At 38.2% G+C, this 26037-nt stretch carries 19 protein-coding genes, 1 pseudogene and 1 riboswitch; of the genes and pseudogenes, 13 read left to right on the forward strand and 7 right to left on the reverse strand.

Annotated features, from left to right (window positions below; translation table 11 throughout):
* Positions 1 to 158 precede the first annotated feature (158 nt).
* Positions 159 to 1193 (forward strand): selenide, water dikinase SelD, encoded by a 1035-nt coding sequence (gene selD / locus CPS_RS03430; protein WP_011041617.1) that lies wholly within the window; start codon positions 159 to 161, stop codon positions 1191 to 1193.
* Positions 1190 to 2308, forward strand: coding sequence for a tRNA 2-selenouridine(34) synthase MnmH (mnmH, locus tag CPS_RS03435; RefSeq protein WP_011041618.1), 1119 nt, complete (start codon positions 1190 to 1192; stop codon positions 2306 to 2308). Before selD ends, mnmH begins: the two co-directional genes overlap by 4 nt.
* Before the next feature lie 117 nt (positions 2309 to 2425).
* Here mnmH and CPS_RS03440 read toward each other — a convergent pair whose 3' ends face one another.
* Positions 2426 to 3328, reverse strand: a complete 903-nt coding sequence (locus CPS_RS03440) for a LysR family transcriptional regulator (RefSeq protein WP_011041619.1) — start codon at positions 3326 to 3328, stop codon at positions 2426 to 2428.
* 78 nt (positions 3329 to 3406) lie between these two features.
* Here CPS_RS03440 and CPS_RS22785 point away from each other — a divergent pair, with 78 nt between their 5' ends.
* The 8 genes from CPS_RS22785 to CPS_RS03480 all read left to right on the forward strand — a co-directional run bounded on the left by CPS_RS22785 (position 3407) and on the right by CPS_RS03480 (position 13919).
* The gene (locus CPS_RS22785) at positions 3407 to 4357 is read left to right on the forward strand and encodes a cysteine hydrolase (RefSeq protein WP_011041620.1); all 951 of its coding nucleotides are present in this window, start codon (positions 3407 to 3409) and stop codon (positions 4355 to 4357) included.
* 174 nt (positions 4358 to 4531) lie between these two features.
* Positions 4532 to 5122: a zf-TFIIB domain-containing protein gene (locus CPS_RS03450; RefSeq protein WP_011041622.1), complete on the forward strand. Its 591-nt coding sequence runs from the start codon at positions 4532 to 4534 to the stop codon at positions 5120 to 5122.
* A 348-nt stretch (positions 5123 to 5470) separates the two neighbouring features.
* A complete protein-coding gene (locus CPS_RS03455) occupies positions 5471 to 6727 on the forward strand; it encodes an efflux RND transporter periplasmic adaptor subunit (RefSeq protein ID WP_011041623.1) in 1257 nt (418 codons plus the stop codon).
* 103 nt (positions 6728 to 6830) lie between these two features.
* Positions 6831 to 7562, forward strand: coding sequence for an ABC transporter ATP-binding protein (locus CPS_RS03460; protein ID WP_011041624.1), 732 nt, complete (start codon positions 6831 to 6833; stop codon positions 7560 to 7562).
* 17 nt (positions 7563 to 7579) lie between these two features.
* Entirely contained in the window at positions 7580 to 10003 is a 2424-nt protein-coding gene (locus CPS_RS03465; RefSeq protein WP_011041625.1) for an FtsX-like permease family protein, read from the forward strand.
* A 397-nt stretch (positions 10004 to 10400) separates the two neighbouring features.
* Positions 10401 to 11786 (forward strand): sigma-54-dependent transcriptional regulator, encoded by a 1386-nt coding sequence (locus CPS_RS03470; RefSeq protein WP_011041627.1) that lies wholly within the window; start codon positions 10401 to 10403, stop codon positions 11784 to 11786.
* A complete protein-coding gene (locus CPS_RS03475; protein WP_011041628.1) occupies positions 11773 to 13179 on the forward strand; it encodes a sensor histidine kinase in 1407 nt (468 codons plus the stop codon). Before CPS_RS03470 ends, CPS_RS03475 begins: the two co-directional genes overlap by 14 nt.
* A gap of 128 nt (positions 13180 to 13307) precedes the next feature.
* The gene (locus tag CPS_RS03480; RefSeq protein WP_011041629.1) at positions 13308 to 13919 is read left to right on the forward strand and encodes a 3'-5' exonuclease; all 612 of its coding nucleotides are present in this window, start codon (positions 13308 to 13310) and stop codon (positions 13917 to 13919) included.
* Positions 13920 to 14013: 94 nt separating this feature from the next.
* Here the strand turns inward: CPS_RS03480 and prsT are convergent, their stop codons facing one another.
* The gene (prsT, locus tag CPS_RS03485) at positions 14014 to 16788 is read right to left on the reverse strand and encodes an XrtA/PEP-CTERM system TPR-repeat protein PrsT (RefSeq protein WP_011041630.1); all 2775 of its coding nucleotides are present in this window, start codon (positions 16786 to 16788) and stop codon (positions 14014 to 14016) included.
* 256 nt (positions 16789 to 17044) lie between these two features.
* Here prsT and CPS_RS22790 point away from each other — a divergent pair, with 256 nt between their 5' ends.
* A complete protein-coding gene (locus CPS_RS22790; RefSeq protein ID WP_049757732.1) occupies positions 17045 to 17767 on the forward strand; it encodes a PEP-CTERM sorting domain-containing protein in 723 nt (240 codons plus the stop codon).
* 266 nt (positions 17768 to 18033) lie between these two features.
* Here the strand turns inward: CPS_RS22790 and CPS_RS03495 are convergent, their stop codons facing one another.
* Positions 18034 to 18576 carry a TrmH family RNA methyltransferase gene (locus CPS_RS03495; protein WP_011041633.1) on the reverse strand — a complete coding sequence of 181 codons (543 nt, stop codon included), beginning with the start codon at positions 18574 to 18576 and terminating at the stop codon, positions 18034 to 18036.
* 432 nt (positions 18577 to 19008) lie between these two features.
* Between CPS_RS03495 and CPS_RS03500 the strand changes: the two genes are divergently transcribed.
* Positions 19009 to 20097 carry a metalloprotease gene (locus CPS_RS03500; protein ID WP_041736631.1) on the forward strand — a complete coding sequence of 363 codons (1089 nt, stop codon included), beginning with the start codon at positions 19009 to 19011 and terminating at the stop codon, positions 20095 to 20097.
* A gap of 417 nt (positions 20098 to 20514) precedes the next feature.
* Here the strand turns inward: CPS_RS03500 and CPS_RS03505 are convergent.
* A pseudogene (locus CPS_RS03505) lies at positions 20515 to 20808 on the reverse strand (transposase); the annotation flags it as partial.
* Between the two features lie 519 nt (positions 20809 to 21327).
* Positions 21328 to 21412, forward strand: a riboswitch (cyclic di-GMP riboswitch).
* Positions 21413 to 21504: 92 nt separating this feature from the next.
* Between CPS_RS03505 and CPS_RS03510 the strand changes: the two are divergent.
* Complete coding sequence (locus tag CPS_RS03510; protein WP_011041637.1) at positions 21505 to 23325, forward strand: S8 family serine peptidase; 1821 nt, start codon at positions 21505 to 21507, stop codon at positions 23323 to 23325.
* Positions 23326 to 23420: 95 nt separating this feature from the next.
* On the opposite strand, the gene CPS_RS03515 is transcribed toward CPS_RS03510, so the two are convergent.
* From CPS_RS03515 to CPS_RS03525, 3 genes are all read right to left on the reverse strand, one after another.
* On the reverse strand, positions 23421 to 24170 hold the full coding sequence (locus tag CPS_RS03515; RefSeq protein WP_011041638.1) for a PEP-CTERM sorting domain-containing protein: 750 nt from the start codon (positions 24168 to 24170) through the stop codon (positions 23421 to 23423).
* A 592-nt stretch (positions 24171 to 24762) separates the two neighbouring features.
* Positions 24763 to 25323: a hypothetical protein gene (locus CPS_RS03520; RefSeq protein WP_011041639.1), complete on the reverse strand. Its 561-nt coding sequence runs from the start codon at positions 25321 to 25323 to the stop codon at positions 24763 to 24765.
* A gap of 149 nt (positions 25324 to 25472) precedes the next feature.
* Positions 25473 to 25892 carry a hypothetical protein gene (locus CPS_RS03525; RefSeq protein ID WP_011041640.1) on the reverse strand — a complete coding sequence of 140 codons (420 nt, stop codon included), beginning with the start codon at positions 25890 to 25892 and terminating at the stop codon, positions 25473 to 25475.
* Between the last annotated feature and the right edge of the window lie 145 nt (positions 25893 to 26037).

Genomic DNA, 26037 nt, shown 5'->3' on the forward strand with positions numbered 1-26037 from the left:
AAGGTTCCTCAAATTAAAACTGCTCATGGGATCAGCTAAGTTAAGATTATTATTTTCAGTTTTACCCTAACACCAACAATTATATATTAATCGACGGGTGTAACAGGGAAGGTATTGCTGTAAATTAGTCACTTGCTTACTCTCTTATACGAATCACCATGACATCAATTCGCTTGACTCAATACTCACACGGCGCAGGCTGTGGCTGTAAAATTTCTCCATCGGTACTTGATGTGATGCTAAAGTCATCACTTGCTTTACCCGTGAATGACGCACTTTTAGTGGGTAATAGTACTAAAGACGATGCGGCCGTTTTCGATATTGGTAATGATCAAGGTGTGATTTCAACCACTGATTTCTTTATGCCCATTGTTGATGACCCAACTGACTTTGGTAAAATTGCTGCCTGTAATGCCATCAGCGATATTTATGCCATGGGCGGAAAACCGATCATGGCGATAGCTATTTTGGGCTGGCCAGTCAATCTTTTAGCACCTGAAATTGCCCAACAAGTACTTGATGGCGCTAGAGCTATCTGTGCTGAAGCGGGTATCCCGTTAGCAGGCGGTCATTCCATTGATGCGCCAGAGCCTATCTTTGGTTTAGCGGTTACGGGACTAATTAATAATGCGCACATTAAGCGAAATAATACTGCAGAGGTTGGCGATCTTCTGTACTTAACCAAGCCATTAGGTATTGGCATTATGACCACGGCTGAAAAACAAGGGAAATTGTTACCTGAACATGCGCAACTAGCACCACAAGCGATGAAGACCCTAAATGTCATTGGACAGAAGTTTGCAGAACTAGAGGTAGTTACTGCTATGACCGATGTAACCGGTTTTGCACTATTAGGACACCTTTTAGAAATGTGTCAGGGCAGTGGGGTTGCTGCAGTTATTGATTTTGAGCAAGTACCGCGTCTTGATTTCGTCAATGATTACATTGATCAAGGTTGCGTACCTGGTGGTTGTGAGAGAAACTTTATCAGCTATGGCGAGCATGTTGGGCCGTTAAGCCCCAAACAAAAAATACTTTTGTGTGACCCTCAAACCAGTGGTGGTTTACTTGTGGCAGTGAAACCACAAGGCAAAGAAGCTTTTGAAGCGTTATGCCAAGAGAATGGTCTTAATCTACAACCTATTGGTGAACTCGTGGCGGCAACTTCGCCTACAGTGAGTTTGTTGTCATGAGCATAAATACCTCTGGAAAAATCACCTCAGCAACAGAGCGCGCCGATAGTGCTGATTTTCGCACTATCATTCGAAATAAGATCCCGTTAATGGATGTACGTGCCCCCGTTGAGTTTGGCAAGGGGGCTTTTGACCTGTCCATTAATTACCCCTTAATGAACAATGATGAACGAGCAGACGTTGGTATTTGTTATAAACAAAATGGCCAAGAAGCTGCCATTAAGTTGGGTAATGCGCTAGTTTCAGGACAAAGTAAAGCCAGGCGATTGACACAATGGCAAACCTTTGCACGAGAAAATCCACAAGGTTATTTATATTGTTTTCGTGGCGGTTTACGTTCACAAACGGTACAACGCTGGTTAAAGGAATCAGGAATTAACTATCCACTCATTACAGGGGGATATAAAGCACTGCGTCAGTTTTTATTGAACGAACTTGAGCAACTAGCGTTACACCCTTTAACTATTTTAGCCGGTAATACCGGTAGTGGAAAAACGCCTTTTCTGGCCCATTGTGCAAACAGTTTAGATTTAGAAGGAGCCGCGGGACATAGAGGTTCGAGTTTTGGCAGCTTTGTTACACCGCAATCAAATCAAATAAACTTTGAAAATAAACTGGCTGAACAATACATCAGGGGTGATTTTTCTTTAGAGCAAAGGTTGGTCTTAGAAGATGAAGGCAGATTAATTGGAAGCGTTCATTTACCTGAAAGTTTACGTAACGCTATGACATTAGCACCACTCGTGGTGATTGAAGAAAGCTTAGAGTATCGACTTGAGCAGATATATCAAGAATACATCATAAAAATGACAGCCCAATACCAAGCTGCTTATGGCGTTGAACAAGGTTTTACCGCCTTTAGCGAGTATTTGGAGCATGGCTTATTCAAGGTACGAAAACGCCTTGGTACCCAGCGTTATGGGCAACTAAAGGAAATACAGAGTACGGCCTTAACTCAGCAGAACAAGGGTCAACCACAGTATCACTTGGATTGGTTAAAACCATTACTCAGCGAATACTATGATCCTATGTATCAATATCAATTAGGACTCAAGTCCGACAGAGTTATTTTTCGTGGTAATAATTCGGAATGTTTAGCTTTTTTGCGCGATTAACACAATCCTTAAAACCCGTCTTATATGTTATATCCGTTACCAATCAAGATGAATGTTTCAGAGTGCGAGAGCTATTTCAATTCAAAGCGCTGTGATGGATTAACAGGGATAGAACATTCATTGTTCTTGCAAGAACTTAGCTTTTAATTTATTGATAAATAACCGTAGGACTAACGGTAACTGTTGCTGATAAGAATGCACCGCATAGACATTTCTTGGCTCACCCAAATAATCAGGTAGTACGCGTTGCAAAGCACCTGATTGTAGTTCACTTTTAATAAAAACTGACGGAATTAAACAGATACCCGCACCTGTTATTGCACTATTGATAGCGCTGGTTGAGGTATTCATTTTCAGATATTTCAAGCTACTAAAAGTAATCGCGTTATTATCATTTTTAGTCAGAGAAAAATTATGTTGCCATGGCAGCATAATTAAATTTTGTAGTGATAAATTTTGCTCATTAATGCCTGTATGTTTAGCCAAATATTTTGGCGATGCAACTAACACACTTTCTAATTCCCCAATCAGTATCGCATGATACGAACTATCTTTTTGTGGTCCCACTGAAATGGCCAGATCAAGCTGATGTTTAAGTATATCTAAACGTTCATCGGTAAAAGTAAGCTCAGGTGTAAGTTTGGGGTATTCATCACATAACTCTGTAATGATTGGTGTGACTAAAGACGCCTCAAAAGCATGTGGAGCCGTTATTGCAATACGGCCCGCTGGTGCGATAGCACTCTCTTGTATTTCATCTAAAGTGACGGTTAATAACTCAAGTAATTGCTCACTACGTTTGGCAACTAACTGTCCTGTTGGCGTCAAATTTAAAGTACGGGTACTCCTATTGAGCAAACGAACTCCTAAGGCTCGTTCAAGTTGACTGACATACTGACTAATTGCTGACTTAGTATGCCCTAGGCTATGAGCCGCTTCTGTAAATGAGCCTTGTTTAAGCACTTCATCAAATACTAACATTTGGTAAGCTAAACGCTTCTGTTCACTTTTATTGAACATTGTTTTCATCTTTTGGCTAATTATCATTCTTTAGAATAACAATAAAATGATGCTTCTGAAATAACTAAGAGATAAAAAATGAATCAAACAACATTAAACACTATTAGAAATTACGTTATGCAAGCTAGCGCTCAGTGGATCTCTGATTTTAATCAAGGGAATGTCCAAACATGTATTAACCGATATTTACCCAGTGCAACGATGCAAGTTCATCCCTTCGGAAAATTCACTTCAATAGAGGCAATTGCTGATTTTTGGCTCGAGTTTGCCAAGAGTAACCCAAGTGACTTAGTTTATCGAAACATTGAGATCAAAGTATTAAATGACCGACAAGCAGTACTTTCAGCGAATTGGCGCATGAATATTGCCAGTGGTTTTATTAGTAAAGAGTTGTGGACTCTGGCAGAAGACGGTCAGTGGTACCTTGAAGAAGACGACTTTACTGTTTTAGCACAGCATACAAAACCTGTTGACGATAAAAGAACGGCTTTAGTCTTGGTTGATCTACAAAATGATTATTTTAGTGGGGGTCGTTTTGAGCTTGATAATACTGATTCTGCAGCCAAACAAGCCAGTCAATTATTAGCACACTTTAGACAAAAAGAACTGCCTGTTATTCATATGCAGCATTTATTTGAAGAGACTAATGCCGCCTTTTTCAGTGCAAATACAGTAGGCGCTGAAATTGAATCAAGTGTTAAACCTACTGCAAATGAACCTGTCATTATAAAGCATCAAATAGACAGTTTTATTGAGACAACATTGGAACAAACATTGGTTGAGTTAGGTATAGATAACTTAGTCATAGTCGGTGCAATGGCACAAGCGTGCGTGCAAACACTTTGTCGAAGTGCGGTCAATAAAGGTTATAAGTGCCAGGTCATCTCCGATGCGATTGCTGCACCTAAATTAGAATATCAGCAGCACAGCTTTACTGGAGGGCAATTGGTTGCAGCTAACTTATTATCATTGTCATTTGGTGGCGCTGATATTACTGATACAAAAGGATGGTTACAAGAAAATAAGTAAGTCATCGATTATAGAGTAATAAAAGAGTAATTATTATTCAAAATAAGTACTCTTTTTATTTACCAACGCATGAGGGGGAGCTTCTATATACCTATTGCATGACTGAAAGTAATTACTTTAGCCTGTTACTCAATTACAATAAATTCCATAGTAAGTATTTTATAATGGATTTATATGTCAAATTCGCACTGTATTCACTGCCAACACATAGTAAAAGGCACATGTCGTATTTGCCCTATGTGTGGTGGTTCAATGAAACAAGAAATAGAGAATGAAAACCGTCAATGTCCTCGATGTAAAGAACCTTTAGTGGTTTTTCAGTTTAATCATTATCAATTAGACAAGTGCACAAGCTGTGAAGGTTTATGGTTAGAGCCAGATAAATTCAAAGTATTAACCAGTGAATTTGACGTTTACCGTGATGATAATTCGGAGCCAAATTTTCTTAGGAAACCAACGCCAAAAGCTGAAGGGTATTTACCTTGCGCTTGTTGCGATAAATTAATGTCCCGAAAAAACTTTAAAGCTATCTCTGGGGTGATTATTGACTCCTGCATTAGTTGTGGCATTTGGTTAGATAAAGGAGAGTTAAAACAGATCCGTAGTTTTATTGCCAGTGGTGGATTAGATCGATCACAAGACAGACAACTCGATAAACACTCACAACAAATTCAGGCGTTAGATGATCGTCTTTCTGATGTTGAATTAATGGAAAGAATGTTAAATAAATATAGTTTGAAACGCATCTTTTTTAGAGGTTTTTAAATTCAATTAGCCCAGAAAATTTTTGTCTGGGCTAACTGTCATTATGGGTTTTTTGTTTTCACAGCCCTATTGTACTGACTATGCTTAAATTATTTTCTTTGCTTAAAGTGGTTTTAATTCCCACTGAAATCCTGCACTTTTAATTGTGACGGGTATAAATCTCAAGTAGTCATGTATCACAATTGCGACTTACTACAATTAAAACTGTGCCGAAATTGGCACACCTCTTCATGTTAAAATAATAAAATTAAAATAAAATACATTAAAATCAAAGTATTATATCTTACCTCTACTGTGGCACAAGACTTGTAATAACTAATCATCTCATTTACGAATATAAGATGAATCATGGATATACAGAGAGAAGCCGTTCAAAAACCACTTTGGAAAAAATATTGGTTTGTTTTACCAGTATTTATTTTACTCATCGGCACTTATTCATTAAGAAATGTTTTAGGTAACGCCTCTTACTTTATTGAACGAAGCGCTGTTGTTACTGCCAAGGTAGAGCAGGGTGATTTTCGAGTGAATGTACGTGCAACAGGTGTTTTAAAACCACTTAATATTCGTTGGGTATCTTCACAAGTTTCAGGTAGAGCAGAGCAAGTTCTTGTTAAAGCAGGCGCAAAAGTCAATAAAGGTGATGTGCTTGTACAATTATCTAACCCTGAACTACATCGTAATTTAGAAAAGGCGCGTTGGGAACTCGAAGCAAAAAAAGCTGAAAGTCATGTTGCTTTTGTGATGCTAGAATCTCAGATGGTTGATTTAGAAAATTCAGTATTGTCCGCAGAATACAGCTATCAATCAGCGAAACTAAAACTTGATGCAGAGACTGCATTATTAGCACAAGGTAATGCGACAGTTTCTGCGCTTGAATACCAAAGAAGCCAATTAACCGTTAAGCAGCAAATGCAATATTGGCGCGCTCAGCAACAAAAAACTGAAAAAATGAAAGCGAATATGGCGGCAACAAAAATTGCTCAACAAGCCCGTATTGGTTTAGTTGAAAATAATTATCAGCGGGTGCAAGAGCAAGTCGCAGCGCTGCAAGTGAGATCATCTACATCTGGTGTTGTTCAACAAGTATCATTAGAGCTCGGTGAACGTGCTCAAGTGGGAGATAGTGTTGCTTTAGTGGCTGATCAAAATACTTTGTTTGCAGAACTACAAGTGCAAGAGGTTAGAGTAAGAGATATTGCCCTAGGCCAATTGGTGACTATTGATACTCGCACCACTGAGATTATTGGTGAAGTGACGCGTATCGACCCAGCGGTAAAATCTGGCATGGTGTTAGTTGATGTTAAGTTAATCGGTGATCTACCAGCAGAAGCTCGTCCTGAATTAACAGTTGATGGCTTAATTGCCATTAGCAATATTGAAAATGCTTTATATGTAAAACGTCCTGTTTATGCGCCAAGACATACTAAAGTTGGCCTGTATAAACTGAGCCAAGATCAGCAATTTGCGAGTAAATATTCTGTTGGTTTAGGTCAAAGTTCTGTGAATAAAATTCAAATTATTGATGGTTTGATGCTTGGCGATGAAATTATTATTTCAGACACGTCAAGCTGGCAAGAACATCAAGAGATTAAGATCAATTAATGGTCTATTACCAATAATACTTAATGAATTGTTACTCAATACACACTACTCAAAAAATGAAAATCAGCAGCAAGTAACTTGCTGATACGATATGGGAATAATTATGACTGCACTTATCACCTTAAAAAATATTAGCAAAAAATTCTTAACTGAAGAGATAGAAACGCGGGCTTTAAATACTATTAACCTAGAGATTAATAAGGGGGAATACCTGTCACTCAGTGGTCAGTCAGGTTGTGGTAAATCAACCTTACTCTCTTTACTAGGATTATTAGATGCACCTAGTTCAGGACATTATCATTTAGCAGGTAGTGATGTTTCAGCTTTAACACGGGATCAACGAGCAAAAATACGCAGTGAACAAATAGGGTTTGTTTTTCAATCGTTTAATTTGATTTCAGATCTCACGGTATTTGAAAATGTTATGTTACCGTTGACGTATCAAACAGGAAAGTCTAAAAAAGCCATTGAAGCTAAAGTGAATGAAGTATTAGCGAAAGTAGAAATGGGACATCGTAAAAATCATTACCCTTCACAATTATCTGGCGGACAACAACAGCGTGTTGCCGTTGCTAGAGCCTTAGTTAATGACCCTGCAATTATTCTTGCCGATGAACCAACAGGTAACTTAGATTCAAAAAATGCCGAGGCAGTTTTACAGCTATTCGATCAACTTCATCATGATGGCGCAACTATCTGCATGGTGACCCATGATCCCTCGTCAGCGAAGAGAGCGAGTAGGTGTTTAGAAATGTTTGATGGGCAACTGATCAAAGACAATATCAATCATGATCGTCAAGTAACGCTTAAACCAGTTGAATTGGCTGCGGGCTAAACCTTAGGAGAAGTACCATGTCGATGTTAATAGATATTAAATACGCTTTTCGCTTGTTATTTAAAGCGCCTAAATTTACTGCGATGACCTTGGGGGTATTAATCGGTGGATTATCGATTAGTTTATTCACCTTCTCATTTTTATATACCATGGTTTACAAACCTCTACCAATACCTGAGGCTGAAACGGCAAAAGCGATTACTGTTGAATTTGACGGTAACTACAACTTAATCACGGGTTATGAATATAACAATGTTAAAGAGAGTGTAACCAGTTTTGCCGAGTTTGGTGTTTATGATAATCGTAATATTCGTTTGTCTGTTGAACAATCAGGTAAAGATATTTCAGGAAGCTATGTCCAAAATGGTTTTTTTGAGTTCAGTCGTACTGAACCTATTTTAGGTCGAACGATACAAACCCAAGATAACAAAATAGGTGCATCGCCAGTCGCATTAATTAGCTATGAAATTTGGCAGTCTGAACTTAATGGCGATGAAGGTGTTTTGTCAAAAAGCCTGATGCTAAATGGGGTGATTACTGATGTTATTGGGGTTATGCCAAAAGGATATCTATTTCCTAATACTTCACAAATTTGGTTGCCACTGTCTGACAGCGTTTTTAATGCTACCGCAGAGCAAAGTGAAAACTATTTTGCCTATGGCCGAGTTAACGCTGGTACCACTATTGAACAAGCTGAATTGGAGTTGGGGCAAGCCATTAACCAAGTTTATCAACAGAATGTAGCATTATATAACATGCCTGAGTTTGAAAAAGGCGCGAAGCTGATGTCATTCCAAGCGGCGCAAACCAACGGTCAAGGCAGTATTGTTTTTGTCTTTTTAAACGCCATTTCATGGTTGATTTTATTACTTGCTTGTATCAACGTCGGCAATTTATTACTCGCTCGTACCATTGAACGTCAAAAAGAAACCGCTATTCGCGCTGCTTTGGGGGCAACTAGCTCTCGCTTAGTTAGCCAGTTAATGTGGGAAGGCGTTATCATTTCAACGGTTGGTGGCATTTTGTCATTACTATTGGTTGGGGCTGCTTTAGATTATACCGAAATTGCTTTTCACTCGTGGATTCCAGGTGGAGGTTCCTTTTGGTGGCATTGGAGTATGGATCTACAAACGTTGTTAATGGGCATTGCATTTACCGTGGTTACTATTTTACTGTCAGCTTTTTTACCGGCATGGCGCTCTGCAAATCAAGACATTAATACCACATTAAGAGATGGAACCCGTGGTGCTCAAAGTAAAAAAGCAGGCAGGATTTCTCGGATATTAGTCACTAGCCAAGTCTTTTTGGTCGCCACTTTAATGTTAATTGGCTCTGTTTCTGCCTACATATCACATAAATTGATTAACCTTGAAATGGGCGATGATTATAGCTATGTGATGTCAGCAAGAATGTCGATACCTGAAAATAAATACCCAGAGCCTATGCAGCAATTAGCATTATTTCAATCGTTAAAAGAAAACATTGAGCAACATCCTCAAGTGGTTGGTGTTGTTGCAAACGATTGGCGACGTCAATCGACAGTGACTCTAGAAGGTAAGGATTATGCCTCTGAAGAGAGCAAACCTAAAATTGATACGATTACGGTTATTGGTGATACCAAAACAGTGGGTATTGACTTAGTCGCAGGGAGACAATTTACTCACCTTGATAAGTTGGGTCACCGTAAAACGGCTATGATTAGCCAATCTATGGCTAAACGTTATTGGCCGGGAGAGTCTGCTTTAGAAAAAAGTTTTCAGGTGAAAATAGATGATAAAAATGAAAAAGTTTTTATTGTTGGCGTTGTTACAGACCGTCTTAATGCTTCTACTATGTTTGCTCGATTAGATAGTGCTGATGAAGTTTATGTATCAGGATTACAATTTATCAATAGCTTCCAAATTGTTTATTATCGTACTTTACCCAATACGCAAAACGCGGAAGAAATTTTCTATCAAGCCATGTTTGATACCGATCGCTCTATTGAGATGACATATTCGGTTCAATTAGCGAGTAAGAACAGAAACATGATGCGAGATTCAATGGGCTTAATGTCGAATGTAACCTTTGGTACTGGCTTCTTTGCTTTATTATTGGCCATGGTGGGTATTTATGGCTTAACGGCAAATTCAGTGGCTCAGCGTACCCATGAAGTAGGTATTAGGCGTGCTGTTGGCGCTAGTGATAAAAATATTACACAGATGTTTTTAAAGCAGGGGGCTCGTCAGTTAGTTATTGGTTTAGGCTTGGCGGTGGTACTGTTTGCTTTAATCTCTTTTGGTTTTCATAAGTTTACTGAAGAAATATTCCCGGTATACCTCTACTTTGGCATTGCTATTACGGTAGTTTCGGTGCTTTCAGTCATTGTTATGTTGGCAATTTTTGCACCAACCAAACGTGCCGTTAAAATGGAACCGAGCATAGCGTTACGCTACGAATAAAGCTGTATACCCGTTACCATTCAAAGTGCAGGATTTCAGTGGGAATTAAAATGACTTTAGGCAAGGTAAATAATTTAAACACCATTCTATGTTTTGATTATTTAACGCCGTATAACGTCATTTAAACCCATCGAAGAAGCGCTTGAGCAACATAACTTCATCGTTGCTGTGATTTATAATGACGCTACATGGATGGTGTTATTAGAGAATGCAGGAGCATATTCTCCTGAATTACCATTATTTCATCACAGCGCCTTGAATTGAAACTGCTCAAACACTCTGAAACATGCATCTTGATTGGTAATGGGTATAGTCATCTAATTCTTGTGCCCTTACTCGATATTACTTACAGTGAAGACATTACCTCGGAAACTTAATTACTTATGAATAAACGCTTGTGAATAAAAAAATACTGATCGCAGATGATGATATTAATATCATTGCCAGTTTAAAATTTGTTTTAGCTGATGAAGGCTTTGATATTGTGGCGGTCACAACGCCACAAGCGGCTTTAGAGAATTTAAAAATTCAGAGTGTTGATTTAATTCTGCTTGATATGAACTTTCAGCAAGACACAACCTCTGGTGCTGAAGGTGTTCAATTAGTGGAAGCAATCACCGAACTTGAACTTAATGTTCCTATTATCGTGATGACTGGCTGGGCGACTATTGATATTGCTGTTGAAGCCATGCAAGCTGGCGCAAAAGACTTCATCCAGAAACCGTGGAAAAATGAACGTATGCTCAGCGCAATTGACAATCAATTAGCGTTAGCAAAATCAGATAAAAAAGCCCAACGACTGAGTCAGCAAAATCAGCTACTTACCTCACAAGCCCACCCTGGTAGTCGTGCAGGCATCATTGCACAGTCTCAACCGATGCAAGAACTATTGTCGACCCTTGATGACTTAGCTAAAAGCGATATGAGCATTTTATTAACTGGTGATAATGGCACCGGTAAAAGCATGCTTGCAGCTTACGTACATAGTGTTTCTAGTCGAGAAAAACACTCTTTTGTGCCGGTTAATATGGGCGCAATACCTGAATCACTTTTTGAAAGTGAAATGTTTGGCCATGTAAAAGGAGCGTTTACTGACGCCAAAGAAAATCGAATTGGCCGCTTTGAAATGGCGGAGCAAGGTACTTTATTTTTAGATGAACTTGCCAATATTCCTTTTGCACAACAAGCTAAACTGTTGCATGTGCTCGAAGCACAACAATTTGAGGCGGTTGGCAGTAGTAAATCATTACATGCCGACGTACGTATAATATCGGCCACTAACAGTGACTTATTGGCTGATATTAAAAACAATACCTTTAGACAAGATCTGTATTACCGATTAAATACTATTGAGTTGAGAGTGCCATCGTTAAGCGAACGCGCGGAAGACATCCCAGCGCTCGCGGCCCACTTTCTAGAGTCTTTCAGCGCTAAATACCATCGAGCGTGTCCTAAACTGACTGACCAAGCTATTAATGCGATGCAACAATATGACTGGCCGGGTAATATTCGTGAACTTAGTCATATGATGGAACGGGTGCTGTTTACCTGTAAAAAAGACAGTATTGAGACCGCAGAGCTGATGTTAACAGGCGCTAATAATGCTGAAAATGGTGCCGTTGAATCTTTAGATGATCCCACGTTAAGCCTTGATGAAATTGAAAGAAAAACGTTAATTAAGCGCCTGAAGTTTCACCGTGGAAATGCCACTGAAACAGCGAAGTCTTTAGGGTTAAGCAGAAGCGGTTATTATCGACGTTTGAGTAAGTATGAACTGGATTAAAAAAAGCTGGCAATTACTCTTGGGTAAGTCAAAAAGTCAACGCGGTGATAACCAACATAAATTGTTACTGTTGGTGTGTATACCGTGCTTTCTCATCACAGCCACTGCACTTTTCTTAACGCAAATATCAGGCTATTTAATTGCATTTATCCTTATTGTTTTATTTCTGCTCTGTAGCTTTGTCATCGTGGCGAGTAGACAAAATTCACAATATCAAATCCGTACCTTATCTAACTTAATTGAGTCGATGATCGATGGTGACTACACGTTAAGAGGACGACTTCAAACCAATCAAGCGTTTCAAGAACTGCTTAGTTCAGTTAACGTTTTAGCGGATACTTTGTCGAAACATAAAATTGAAGCCAAAGAATCTCGTTTGTTATTAGAGCGCATCATGGAACAAATGGATGCCATGGTTTTAGCAACCGACGAGCAAGGTTTTGTCGTTATGGCGAATGCGTCGGCGCATAAACTTGTTTTGGGGCAGGTCGATAATGAGGTCGGTAATATAACCAATATTCAATTAGCAACTTTACCTATTGGTGCTGAAATTATTAGCGCCAATGCGGGCATTATTGAATTTAAAGAAGGGCTCATTACCGGCGAGCACTTTTTATCTAAAGAGTCTTTTTTAAGTGATGGCAAACAGCATCAACTTTATACCCTTACTAATGCCGAACGTCTCTTGATGGAAAAAGAACGTAAAGCTTGGCAAAGCTTACTGCGCGTATTAAGCCATGAAATGAATAATTCATTAACGCCCATTGTTGCTATCAGCCAATCAATGCAAAAAAAGTTACAAAGGGCTGATAGTGAAATCGACAAAGTGCCTTTACTTGATGGCATTAACATTATTAATGAACGTGCAGACTCATTAAGCCAATTCATTGCCAGCTATAGTCAGCTATCTCAGTTACCCAAACCGAATAAATCAGCATTTAAATTAGCATTGTTGATTGATAATCTTTCGACACTTTATCCACAATGTAAAATACAGTGTGAAATAGACGACGAATTATTAATTGAAGCGGATAAAAATCAGCTTGAACAAGTGTTGATAAATTTATTTAAAAACTCGGTTGAAGCTATGAGCAAAATAGATGAAAAAGTCATTGAGATCAACAGTTCTCAAGAAGGCAATTGGCAGCATATATCTATTCGAGATTTCGGCTCAGGCATTGCAAACTTAGCTAATGTTTTCGTGCCATTTTACACCACAAAACCTCAAGGCAGTGGTATTGGTTTAGCACTGTGTAGACAAATTTTATTTAACCATAATGGCTCGATTAAAATAGACAATTATCAAGGTTTACTTCAAGGGAGTGATAAAGACTCTCCTTATGTTAAGCAAGGTGTTGAAGTGGTTTTATCGCTGCCAATATATGTTGCGTAAAGTTGAAGTTTTCTAGAGATGAAATCACAACACTCTCGCTATAGCTGATATCATTAACTCAAAATTAAAGAAGCCTCAAAAACCTCTATTAACGACCATTAATTGAACACTACTCTGTAACTAATCTTATGAACGCAAACTCTCTAATAATCCTCGATTTTGAAACAACCGGTCTGTCACCTGATAATGGCGATAGAGCCATTGAAATTGGTGCGGTAAAACTTGAAAATGGCGTGGTAACTGATCGTTTTCAAGAGTTGATGTATCCTGGGCGACCGGTAAGTCACTTTATTGCTGATTACACTGGCATCACTAATGTAATGCTAAGTAAAGCCGCGCCATGTCATGAAGTCATGGATCGTTTTAGCGGTTTTATTCAAGGGCAAAACCTCGTTGCTCATAATGCATCGTTTGATAAGCGTTTTTTAGATAGTGAGCTAAAGCGTATCTCGTCGGGTTATGATGGGCAGTTTGCCTGCTCGTTATTGTTATCTCGTCGATTATATCAAACTGCACCTAACCATAAGTTAGGTACATTAATTAACTATAAAGGCATTGCCTCAAATGGCAGTTTCCATAGAGCATTATACGATTCTGAAATGACAGCAAAGCTTTGGGTTGCGATGTTAGATGATATTCAGCAACAAGCTGGTATTGATGAAGTGCCATTTTCTTTAATTCAGAAGTTAACTAAAACGACTAAAGCGAATGTTGGTAAGCTTTTAGCTAACTACAGATAATCCGTAATAGCTGGATAACTACATTAAGTTAATCGCTTAATTAAAGCCAATAAAAGCTAATAAAACAGTAGTCTACATTCTTGGACTTTTATCCTTATTTTAACCATTGCTTCAATAAGACATCCGCATCAGCTTTTTGGGAATAATCTGAATTCACTACATCTACCATTAATTTTATTGCCTCTTTATCTCTATTAAGAGCTTTGAGTGTTAACGCTAAATGATACTTCACCGCCGGATTTGAATTATTGATGGCTAACGCTTTTCTAAATAGAGGTAAGGCTTTATTAAATTCTTTGGTGTGATAATAAACCCAGCCTAAAGTGTCTAAAGAGTCAGGCTGATTATCAACAAGTGCCAATGACCTTTTTACCAATGCTTCAGCTCGTGGGTAATCAGATAGATTCAAAGCCACATAACTGGCATTATTTAATATTGCCGGTTGCTTAGGGTACAGCTGAACTAATGTTTGATATATCTTATCTGCATTGAGCCATTGAGATTGGTCGATATAAAGCTCAGCTAATGCTGTATTCAAGAATAAACTGTTTGGCCTGTCATTTAACGACGTTGTTAATAAGTCTACTGCTTTACTGGTTCGTTTAGTCGCTCTGTATATTAAGTTTAAACCAACTACGCTACTGTCATTACTAGCTAATTTAATACGTTTTTTATAATACATTTCAGCTAGTTTATATTGATTTATACGTAAATAGGAATTAGCTAAAACTTCGACTAATTGGGCAGATAACTGATGATTAACTTCAAACGATTTAATTAATTTTATTGCACTGTCAGTATCATTTTCTGCATTATAAAGTTGCGCTAATCCTATGATCGCTTTATCGTTATCTCCATCCCAAGCCATCGATTTTTTATAGGCAGTGATTGCCTCAGGTACTTTAGAAAATCGTTGATAAGCATGGGCTATTAACAAATAAATTGTCCCTTTATCTCCGTCTTGTTTTATCGCCGATTTATACGCACTAACTGCAGAGTTCACATCTGAATTCATTATTTGTAAACTTGCCAGCATGAGATAAAGCTCAACTGTTTTTCTTTGATTCAATAAATAAGTATTCAATGTTTCAATAGCAAGCATCAGCTGTTTATCGCCAACATAACTAACAATTAAGTTTTTTAATAATTCTTCATTTTGATTATCAAGCTTAAATGGTTCTTCTAGTAAGATGACGCTAGCAGCTGAATTATTAGTACGGTTATAAAACTTAGCTAAAGCTGTAATTAAATCAATATCGTTTGCTGAGATTATTAATGCTGCTTTTAAACGATCAATAGCAATATCAGCGTTACCCTTTTGATAATCGAGGTTAGCTAAGCTAATAATGGATTTGGCATGATTGGGTTCAATTATCAATGCTTGTTCAAATTGATGTTTTGCCTTCTCTATTTCACCTGAAATTTGGTAAATATAACCAAGATGATGCTGAATATTTGCATTGTCTGGCATGTTTTCAGCTAAGTTTTTTGCAACACTAATGCCTTTATTCATTTTTCCAGACTTAATATAAGACTCAACCAATAATAAACCAACCACTGTTGGATCATATTCTGCTGCAGAGGCTGTTAACAAATGCTTAATCGCTTTTTCGGGCTTTCCTGTTGCTAAATAGCTTTGTGCAAGTTGAGTGTCTGCGATTCCTAAATTAGGCTTCAGCTCTTTAACTTTTGCAAGGTAGAAGTGAGCTTTTTCATACTGCCTTAGCTCTAAGTAGGTCATGCCTAGCATAGATAATATTTTCGGGTTATCAGGGTCTAAAAAATTAGCTCTACTTAACAACGTTTTAGCTTGCATTGGTTTTTTTTCTACTAATTCAATAGTGGCAGCAAGTGTTAAAGCGTTTATATTATTTTCATCTATCAATAAATAGTCATCTATATATTGTCTTGCTGCTTCATGTTTTTGTTGGTGAAATAAAATAATACTGGCTAAATAATAATAAGAAGGATTTGACCGCAACACATCTTCACTCAGGTGATCCAGTACTTGTGCAACTGTTTCTATTGCACTTTCAAAGCCAGCATTTTCATTTTTCCTAACCTGTACCATAGCTTTAATAAATTCAGCTTTAGGTTCATTCGGCACTTGCTCTAATACGGTATCGGCGTATTTTTCTGCTAACTCAAACTGCTGTAATTCGATGTTTATAGTACTTGCAAAAATTAGTGATTGAATATTGTTTTTATCAATCAGCAGCGCTTGGTTAATTGCATTAAGAGCAAGTTCGTTATTGCCTAAACTTTGCTGAATACTCGCTTTCAAATTCCAAGCTTTAATGGGGGGAATATACCCAGATAACACCTCATCAACGAGTTTTTCTGCCTGATGGAATTGAAAATAATTAACTGCAATTTGCGCTAATCCCAACTTGGCATCTATGTTTTTGGCATCAAAAGCTAACGCTGTGTTGTAATCATTTTGTGATAGCTTTAATTGTCGTAGCCCCAAATGCGCATCACCACGAAGTACATAAATTTTCGCTGCTAATTTGTCGTCATTAGTTTGCTCTGGTAGGTAATCCAAGGTTTTATTATATTGCCCTTGCATAATGTAGGATTCTGCAAACAATAGTCGTAACTGCTTCTTATTTGCACCTAGAGAAACAGCTTTAGTTAATGATGCTTCTGCCGCACTAGCACTACCGTCTGCGAGCAATATTTCAGCTATTAAAATATTTGAGGCTAAGTGCTCTGGTGATATTTTTAGTATATTTTTTACGTGTATCAGTGCTTCACTATATTTGTTGTCGTTTAATGCACTACGAGCTGCTTCATAAAGTTTATCTTCCTGTGAGGCAGCTAACGAAGAGGAAATGAGTAGTAAAAATATATACGGATAAGCTTTCAAATATCTATCCTAAATTGCAAATGAAGATTAGATAGTGATTATGTCAAAATTATTGGAATAAAGATAACACCGTATTATATAACCTTTTTTACACTGTCTAGGAATTTTACACTTTTTGTTATTTTGATAATTAAAAGTCACAATAAAAAAATAAATCATTATATAACAACAAATTAAAAAGCAGGCATGATTTTTGCTTTTGTGAATGTTAATGATTATGATAAGTGCATAATTGAATTATTTTTAGGTGAATATAATGTTTTCAAAGAACCTGTTTTCAAAGGCTATATTAATAGGGGCTTCTCTTTTCAGTAGCTTTTTTGTTAATGCTTCCTTAACCCCTGTCGGTGATTTACTCCAAGTATCAATATTGATTGCAGAGACTGAACAGGGAAATAAGAAAAATGATTGTAGTGGTTATTTTGGTCAAGGATTTGAGCAATGTAAAATTACCCATGTACCAACTGTTGGCTCCCCTGTATTTGCTGAGATTATGGGGAAATTCGATGGCGATGGAGCGACAAAGTTTGCAGCTCCATCACAGGCTTCTGATTGGAATTTTGATGTTAATAATCTAACAAATCAAACCAACCCCGGAGAAAATGGTACTGGAACATGGAACTACTCTGGAGCTGAATATCCAGGCGTTTCATATTGGGTAGCAAAAGCAGGATCTGCTGGTTTTATTTTGAACTGGATGATTGTTGATAACGATGCAAATAATTTGACTTGTGCATCTCCTGATGAGTTTTCTGTAAACTGCCTAGATTTAGCGGTTAGTGTCTCAACAGGAACTTGGACTACTCCGTTAAATGGTAACAACCCAAGGGATCTGTCTCACATCTCCTTTTATGGGAACAAATGTGATAATAACTGCGGAGGAGGACCACCAGCAAGTGTACCTGAGCCATCATCTATTGCATTATTTGCTTTAGCCTTACTTGGTATTTCAGCTAGACGTAAAAACGTCACTTCATAAATTAGCTTGGTTAAAACTAAGTCTATTTAAAAAGCCCGTCAGTTTATGACTGGCTTTTTATCTTTGAGTACTTTTCTCGTAGTACACTGCTTTGCGTTACCGTAAATATAATTGCATTGCCAAGGTAACTGTTAAGATATCCCGTTGAAAAATATTCCAACAACCTTATAAAGTTATTGTGGAACTGAACCTTAAGTCGCGTTGAAAATATTCCAACACGTTTGAGTCTCTGGTTTTTAATCATCGACTCTTACAACATGTTAGCCTTATGGCAGTTTTCTAATTTGATTAGCACATTCGGCTAAGACAATAGCACCAGCGGTAGACACATTGAGTGAGTTACCCATGCCAAACATGGGAATATGTATTTGTTGAAGGCTTAATTTCAATGCTGCTTCACTCACGCCTTTGCGTTCATTGCCTAATACTAATACGCATTTAGCAGGATAAGTTACCTTAGTGTAATCAACCGACTCATGACATAGCTCAACACTGTAAATGGCATGTCCTTCATCTAATAATGTTTGTAAGCTTGCTGTAGTACTATCGCTATATTCAACGCAAACCCATTTCGCTTCATTTCTCGAGGCTTTTTTCATTTTCTTATCTGAAATTGTTAGCGCGCCACAAACTATGACTTTTTCGATAGCAAAAGCATCAGCCAAACGAATAAAGGCACCAATGTTGTAGCTGTTAGTGACATTATCTAATACCACTATCAAGGGGATTTTTGGCTTAGTTAAATATTCATCTCGTGTTGGCTTATTCTTTCTAAGATCTTCTTTGGTAAGTTGTATTTTTGAATCCATTATTTCTACTCTGATTACTTAACATGACTAGGCGCCGTCTGAATTAGGTACTTACTGCGTTACGTATGCCTAGGGTAACTGGTTACTAATTTATATAGTTACATAATTGCTCTGACTTGTATCTCAGGGCTTATGTCAGTGCGTCATTATAAGGTGTTATTTTAGGTGTTAGCTCTTGGCGAGGATTGTGCGACTTTATCTGCTGAAGATCAAATGAATGTTAGTAGGAACTCGCCATTTTATGCTAAATGGCTCAATAAAAATTTCCATTGGTAATCGCTTAGCTCTCAAGTATTTTGCTTAAGTAAGCTTAAAATTTCATGATCATGTTTTATTTAGTAGTAATCATCGACAATATTTTTTTAGATAAACCTTGCTGGTTAAGAAAATATAGCGATAATCGGGCAAGGTTTTACTTGCTGAGTTAATTAAGTGCAATTATTAGAAATAGAGTGTTTAGGTCAAACACTACGGTTAGAAGGTTCAATGGCTGGATGGCAGCAACTATTTTGGGGTGATAAATGTGTCTCTCAGATTAATGCTAATGCCAATAGTGAGACATTTTCACATCAATTTTCTTTGCAAAGAGAGGGAAGTGAACAGAGAGAACTACAAGTTGAACTCAAAGGATCATTACAGTGGCAGCCCTTTGACCTGCAGTTTCAGCTTTTAGTCAATGAGGAGCTGTTACATGAAAATACCCTCAATGAAAAAGACATAGAACAACGTCAAGTCACGCAAGGTGAAAAGCAACCAATTAAATTTAGCTTTGTTGGTATGGCTGGTCTTGGTTTAAAACTATTGAAAAGTGCCAAGGTCATCAAAGTGTTGTTCGCTGCTGGTAGTTTGGCTGCTTATAGCTGGTTGTTTTCTATTGAGTTTGCTATCGCACTAATCCTCTGTTTAGTCTTTCATGAGTATGGCCATATTAAAGCGATGAAATATTTTGGTTTGAAAACCAAAGGTATTTATCTCATTCCCTTTGTTGGTGGCTTAGCACTTAGCGATGACAAAATTAATACTCGCTGGCAAGATATTGTCATTTCCATTATGGGGCCTTTCTTCGGCTTGATACTGTCTATCGCCTGTTTAGTTGGCTATTGGCTTACCGATATAGAAATACTCGCTGGTTTAGCGGTATTTAATGCGCTACTTAATTTATTTAATATGTTGCCGGTATTGCCGTTAGATGGTGGACACGTGCTTAAAAGTATTGCGTTTTCAATCAACTCTAAAGTGGGTTTAGTCGCATGTGTATTAGGTGCAGCATTGGGGGTATATATCAGTTACCACTTCGGTTTAGCCTTGCTAGGTTTTTTACTGGCTATTGGTAGCATTGAAATATTCTTTGAATACAAGCGTCGACATTTAAGTGATCTATTACCCTTAAATCGCTATGCGCAAATCGTATCAGCTCTGTGGTATGTCATTACTGTCGGTGGTTTAAGTGCCATTATTTGGTTTGTTGGTCAAACAGCTAATGACGCCTTGTCATTACCGCTTAAAATACTCGGTAGTTAGTCTTATTTACAGGAGATATCACTGTGTTGGTGAGTAAATACGTGCTAATCAAAACCAGCTATCCAGCTGGTTTTTTGTGCCTATAATTATGAGGATATTTGAGCATAATTAAAAGGTTGTGTGGTTTGTCAAAATCAATGAGACTTCTATTTAGTCATTTAAAATATTATCGAAGCAAACCTCACAACAATAAAAGTATGATTCTAGCTATACATGTCATCTGTAAAATTCCGATTGTAGAGTTTCAATGTTTTGTTGGTCAAGTGTTCGTTATAGCGAACATTTATGGTGTGGAAAGGTTAACTACTGCCACAATACAGTCTTTAACTCCTGATAAAGACCATACTTAATCTGTTCAGGTAAGTGCCCCACAGGTCTTCAACCTAGTGGTTTAACCGTTGTATCATCATTTGCAAATCAGGTTTGCATTCTAACTTCGAATGCTTGTTTGGTTGACAGTACCGACCATGCGATACGTGCTAGTTTGTTCGTTAATGTGACTACCGCGACGTTATATGGTTTTCGTGAGAGTAACTCTAATATCCAGTTGCCAAAGATAGCGACTGCTTTTTCTAGCCTTACAAGAACAGCTCTTGCACCGTGAATGAATAACTCTCGTATGCCTTTATTTCCTCGTTTGCTTATACCGAATAACCTTGGCTTTCCTCCCGTTGAAAACTGACGAGGGACCAAGCCAATCCAGGCGGCTAATTACTGCCACCAAATAGGTCATTACGTGCAGGTATAATTTATGCGAAAATGAAAACAGCTTTATAATTCTTTGAGCTTAAAGGGCTCTTCATCATAAAAATTGTCTTTCTTAAGGGCGCATCTAGATCGTGGTCTTATTTTTCGATCTCAAATTAAGCAAGAATAATACTAATCTTAAATCTAGGGTTTCTGAAATAATAAATTGCGATTTAGCAAAAGGTTACAAACATATATTACATAATTGGTTAACTACGAAGTACTGAAACTAGTAAGATATCAGTATCAATAGGTTTTGTTAGTACATCTAAACTTGAATAAATTTTTTAAAATTTATTTTCATGTTAATGAATAGCTTAGAATAACAAGTCTATTTTTGTCTGTTTTTTGATCGATTATATTTGGATATCTTCTTAAGAATGTACTAGAATTGCGGCGAACAGCACAAGAAGGTCAAATTAACCTTGAGTTTAATCTGACCAACTACTTAGTAATTTATAATATAAATTACTAAGTAGCTGTAATTGAAAAGAGCAAAACTTTCGAAAGAAAGTGGCGCAAAGTCACCGGTCTACGGGAATAATTCTACGACAGCGGAACTGCCAACTACCAGCATTATTGTGCCAATAATAATGTGCAATGACAGGCACTAAGAAGTAATAGGTTTTCTGTAGACTTCACACATTGTGGAGTCACAAAATGAAGTACGTTAGTAACAATCAAATCGAAATCAGCTCACTAATAAAACGCCAAAGCAAAAGTTTTGTACTAGGCTCATTATTATTACCCTTAACTTTCAGCAATTTCGCGATAGCGAATCCTCCTGAACATTCAGCAGCTTTTGCAAAAGGTCAAATTTTAGTACAACCACAACCGGGCTTATCAGAGCAGAACTTCCAAAAGATCCTAGGCAAGCACAAAGCCAGCTCAAAAGGTAAGCTTCATCAATTACGCACCCACATTATCAATGTACCGGCAAATGCAGAACAAGCTATTGTTAAAGCGTTATCTAATAATCCAAACATTGAATTTGCTGAGGTAGACATACTCGTTAAACCAAGCGAAATTATCGCCAACGACACCTATTACAACAATGCTTGGCACCTTAATAAAATGCAATTACCTACTGCTTGGGAAACAGCAAAGGGTAATGGCGTGGTAGTAGCTATTCTAGATACTGGTGTTAATAGTAATCACACCGATTTGTCAGCCAATATGATTGCCGGTTGGAACAGTGTTAGTCGAAACAGCGAAACGAGTGACATCTATGGTCACGGTACTAAGGTTGCCGGTGTTGTAGCGGCAATAAGTGATAATAATAATGGCGTAACCTCTATCGCTTGGCACGCATCAATTATGCCTATACGAATTACTAACGATAGTTCAGGTTATGCCTATTGGAGCGATATAGCGAATGGATTAACTTGGGCAGCCGACAATGGCGCCGACATTGCCAATATCAGTTATCAAGTAACTACAAGCTCATCAGTAACAAATGCGGCGCAATACATGCGTAGTAAAGGCGGTTTGGTTGTCGCTTCAGCAGGTAACAGTGGTGCAGACCTAAACTGTACAGATAATCCAAGTATTATCACAGTATCAGCCACAGACAGTGCTGATAATAAAGCCAGCTGGTCGGATTACGGAAATTGTATCGATGTATCGGCGCCGGGATCAGGGATTTGGACCACGACCAAAAGTGGTGGCTATGGTGCTGTAAACGGTACTTCTTTTGCCAGCCCAGCAACGGCAGCAACCTTAGCACTGATCAAATCAGCTAACCTGAATCTTAGTAATGATGAACTTGAAAATATTTTAGAGGCTAGCGCAGATAAGTCCAAAAATGGCGGTGTATTTAATAGCTATTATGGTCATGGCAGAATTGATGCTGCAGCTGCGGTTGCCATGGTAGTAAACACACCTACTATCGATCAGCAAGCACCAACAGTTGTTATAACCTCTCCAACAGAAAATAGCGTGCAAACAGGTACCTTTAATATCACTGCCAATGCACAAGACAATATGGCTGTGAGCTCTGTTAGCCTATATGCCAATGGTGTATTAATTGGTACTGATACTGTCGCGCCATTTAGCGCTAACTTTAACAGTAATAATATTGCTGATGGTAACGTAGCTTTCACTGCTCAGGCGTATGATGCAACAGGCAATCAAGGTAATTCTTCAACGTATTGGCTGACTATCGATAATATTGTTGATGTTGCAGACACCATAGCACCGAGTGTGAGTATTACTAACCTCGTTAATGGCAGTAGCATAAGCGGTAATCAAGCGATTAAAGTGAGTGCAACAGACAATACGGCGGTGACTAAAATTGAATTGTATATTGACGGCCAGTTAAAAACGCAAACGACTGAATCAATACTGTCTTATAGTTGGAATACCCGTAAAGTGGCTAACGGATACCATACCATTGTAACAAAGGCATTTGATGCTGCCGGCAATCAGAATCAAACCAGTATTCAAGTCAATGTGCAGGCACGTAAAAAGGGCCGTAAATAGAACAATTAAACAGCGCTAAATTTAATAAAAACTTAAAAAGTAAAAGGGCACTGCGATGGCAGTGCCTTTTTTATTGGTCAATATTTCAATTATTATTAAGCAACTTTTTTACGTAGACTTAAGGCAAGTAAAGCGCTACCAAGTAGAAACAATACACTCGGTTCAGGAACCTCTGTCGGAGGACCACCACCACCATCTCCACAACATTCTCCACCGTCAAGTTTGTCGCTTGCATCGTTGCCGTTGGTGCCACCATTGACCTGCTGAAAGCGCGCTACATAGTTAAGCCCACTATCCGAACTATCCATAAATCCGACCTTGAACGCAGCCTCAACTTGAAGCGCAGAAAGGCCATTGAAACCAACTTTTACGCTTAAAGAATCTTCCACTCCCTCAGACAATGCGTTATTAGGGGTACCCCCTCCGTTGAAATCACCATCATTTGCGGCTGCGAAATCTAGCGTACCAAATGGCTGAGCATCGGCACCAATTATCATAGTAGTTAAAAAATTACCACCAGTGAAGTTAGTTTGATCCAGCCCCTGGTTGGGCGCGACTAGGTCAAACGCTATTCCGGTCAGTTTTGACGTTGTTGCTTCAGCGCCAAAGGCAGTTATTTCATCCGTTGTGTTCCTGATCAGCATCTGAATCACAACCAACCCGTTTGTAGCAAAATCAATATCATTAATAAAATTAAGCGTTGCTTTGGCTGATGCGCCGGTGGCTGGGTTATTGGATGATGTACTGTTGCTATTCCACTCTAAGATAAGAGTGGCGTTGGCTGTATAGGACAAGCTAGCAAGCGTAAAAAGCAGTATGTGAGTAAATATTGTAAGTGTTCGCATATTTGATTCCTTATTAACAATCCCAATATATAAATTCAAAAGAGATTATTCTCACGTTATTGTTAAAAAGTATACTTAGCCATAAACTCCTTTTGGTCCCTATGGCATAAGCTATAGACAAGCAAATTATATACCGATTATTTTTTTACTTTATTTATTATGCGGTTAAATAATGTACAGAATGAGTGTGTGATTGCTGTGTAAAAAAAGCTGACACTATATCACTTGTTAGTGATAAATAGGTGTCGTGTAAATAAGGGGGAAACTTGCCTTTTCGTGTGTTATCACGCCTATTTCGGCGGTTATATTGTGAGATGTTAGGTGAAGTGGTCGAGCAAGAACAGCTCAACTTCTTTGGTGAATGTTTAGCCACTTACGATGACACATCAAATAGTGAAAAGCGACGGATAAACTCACCCCGCAACAGCGTCATAATGAAGTGTCTATTTTACTCCTTAACACAACGCTAAGTTTAACGGGTTGCCAAACTCGAAACGATCTATACAGAAAAGTAGAGAGTTTGGCTGTCCGTGCTGAATCTCTGGTTAAGCATTAAGTAAAGCTAGTGTTCAACTAGCTTTACTTATGCTGTTTAATCTAGATCAATGATAAAAAGACAGTCAAAGCTTATTGGGGTACCTACGATTCCGGTAAAGTTCGTCATGTCCACCATACCTGACAAGCGCACAGTACCAGTTGCATTTTCGAATCGGCCAGTACCATCAAGAATTGAATTGCCATCGCTAGATGCTCCGGTAATGTGAGTAATATTTTGCCCGTTAGGTGTCACTGTCGAATGCGATACAGGTTGTACTGTCGTACTGCCACGAGTGATCAAAGTTCCATTTGGCATATTGAAAAAACTTGTGCCAACTAAAGCAAGACCACTACCAACCGCTGTTATACTGGATAGACAGTCTGTGGCTGTACCAATAACTTGTTGATTTTTCATGTTGACCAATTCGACATCGAAACAGATTGCCGGATCATCTATATTGTCACCATTAATGTCAGGAACAAAGCTCTCATACATGCCTCCAGAGCCAACTAAATTGAGAACCAAGTGCTTTCCCCCCCCTTGATTTGCGCCAACATAAAATGATGCACTTAAACAGATAGATATGATAATCATCAACACGTTTTGATTCTTCATGATTTTTCTCCTACTGAGTTTAGAGGCATAGATTGATAAATGAAGCTGTCACTATGCCAAAAAACAGCCTAACGCCATTACTTAGTAGTAGTAAGCAGGCCGTTCACTCTGTTCCCTTTGTGACCTGTATGTTATCTGCTATAAACTCACTACATCCACCCAAGCTCTTTCATTGCCCAAGGGGCATTCCAAACTTTAGTCATTTCTGAGACTTTCGAATCGTCGCCCATTTTTATAATGTAGACATAATGTGTATGAGTTTCTTTGTTCGTTGGTGGCACAGGTCCACCTTCACCAGTATGCTTACCATGATACGTTGCGAAGAATATTGCTGTATTTGAACTTTCATTGTAGCTTGATGAATGTAGTTCATACGAACCTTCAGGAGATATAACCGTACCAAATCCGTGCATCCAATCACAGTACGCATGGACAGAGTTGATTTCGGCAAGTGGTTCGCTTTGAGCTGAGAATAAGGCACCTTCTTGTACATACTGCTTGCACCCTTCCCATCCGAGTGGAGCTTCACATGCTTCGAAGAATTTAATTGCTACGTCAAATGAGTTCATATTTCCTCCTAGCTTTTACTTACTATGGTTGATTCCTGTATAAATATAGTTAATTTTCCATAATAAATCACTTTTCAAAAAGCTAACCGAAATCATATCATCTTCAAATTGAGTGTTACTGTGCAGCGATGTTAATGACAGTTTC

This window comes from Colwellia psychrerythraea 34H (assembly GCF_000012325.1).
GTDB lineage: Bacteria > Pseudomonadota > Gammaproteobacteria > Enterobacterales > Alteromonadaceae > Colwellia > Colwellia psychrerythraea_A.

Coding starts and splice junctions, on each gene's coding strand:
- CPS_RS03520 (WP_011041639.1), bottom strand. CDS start 25,323: ATGAAGAATCAAAACGTGTTGATGATTATCATATCTATCTGTTTAAGT.
- CPS_RS03515 (WP_011041638.1), bottom strand. CDS start 24,170: ATGCGAACACTTACAATATTTACTCACATACTGCTTTTTACGCTTGCT.
- CPS_RS03440 (WP_011041619.1), bottom strand. CDS start 3,328: ATGTTCAATAAAAGTGAACAGAAGCGTTTAGCTTACCAAATGTTAGTA.
- CPS_RS03450 (WP_011041622.1), top strand. CDS start 4,532: ATGTCAAATTCGCACTGTATTCACTGCCAACACATAGTAAAAGGCACA.
- CPS_RS03465 (WP_011041625.1), top strand. CDS start 7,580: ATGTCGATGTTAATAGATATTAAATACGCTTTTCGCTTGTTATTTAAA.
- CPS_RS22785 (WP_011041620.1), top strand. CDS start 3,407: ATGAATCAAACAACATTAAACACTATTAGAAATTACGTTATGCAAGCT.
- selD (WP_011041617.1), top strand. CDS start 159: ATGACATCAATTCGCTTGACTCAATACTCACACGGCGCAGGCTGTGGC.
- CPS_RS03495 (WP_011041633.1), bottom strand. CDS start 18,576: ATGGATTCAAAAATACAACTTACCAAAGAAGATCTTAGAAAGAATAAG.
- CPS_RS03455 (WP_011041623.1), top strand. CDS start 5,471: ATGGATATACAGAGAGAAGCCGTTCAAAAACCACTTTGGAAAAAATAT.
- CPS_RS03525 (WP_011041640.1), bottom strand. CDS start 25,892: ATGAACTCATTTGACGTAGCAATTAAATTCTTCGAAGCATGTGAAGCT.
- CPS_RS03475 (WP_011041628.1), top strand. CDS start 11,773: ATGAACTGGATTAAAAAAAGCTGGCAATTACTCTTGGGTAAGTCAAAA.
- mnmH (WP_011041618.1), top strand. CDS start 1,190: ATGAGCATAAATACCTCTGGAAAAATCACCTCAGCAACAGAGCGCGCC.
- CPS_RS03480 (WP_011041629.1), top strand. CDS start 13,308: ATGAACGCAAACTCTCTAATAATCCTCGATTTTGAAACAACCGGTCTG.
- CPS_RS03510 (WP_011041637.1), top strand. CDS start 21,505: ATGAAGTACGTTAGTAACAATCAAATCGAAATCAGCTCACTAATAAAA.
- CPS_RS22790 (WP_049757732.1), top strand. CDS start 17,045: ATGTTTTCAAAGAACCTGTTTTCAAAGGCTATATTAATAGGGGCTTCT.
- CPS_RS03460 (WP_011041624.1), top strand. CDS start 6,831: ATGACTGCACTTATCACCTTAAAAAATATTAGCAAAAAATTCTTAACT.